Origin of the sequence: Leptolyngbya sp. CCY15150 (genome assembly GCF_016888135.1) — a bacterium.
Lineage (GTDB): Bacteria > Cyanobacteriota > Cyanobacteriia > RECH01 > RECH01 > RECH01.
The window spans coordinates 1-251 of record NZ_JACSWB010000019.1 but is presented as its reverse complement, the minus strand read 5'-3'; the positions used below and the strand labels follow the sequence as shown (position 1 = coordinate 251).

Genomic DNA, 251 nt, shown 5'->3' with positions numbered 1-251 from the left:
AAACAGGTCGCAGAACGACTTCCTGATGCCTACGACCCTGACACCATCCCAGAGGTTGGAGAGCTTGACGAGTTGGAAACGTTTGTAGGCTCAAAAAGCGGTGCGACCCCGCGTCGGTTCCCGGCGCTAGGGAACGCGCACCAAGACAAACAAGATTTGGCTATGGACAGCCGTTGACCACTTCAAACAGGGGATTTTAGGCTGGGTACTGGGTGACCGTAGTGCTAAGACCTTTGCACCGCTCTGGTCTA

At 55.0% G+C, this 251-nt stretch carries 1 pseudogene; it reads left to right on the top strand.

Annotation, left to right across the window (positions count from 1 at the left end):
* Positions 1-251: pseudogene (locus tag JUJ53_RS00090) on the top strand (hypothetical protein); the annotation flags it as partial.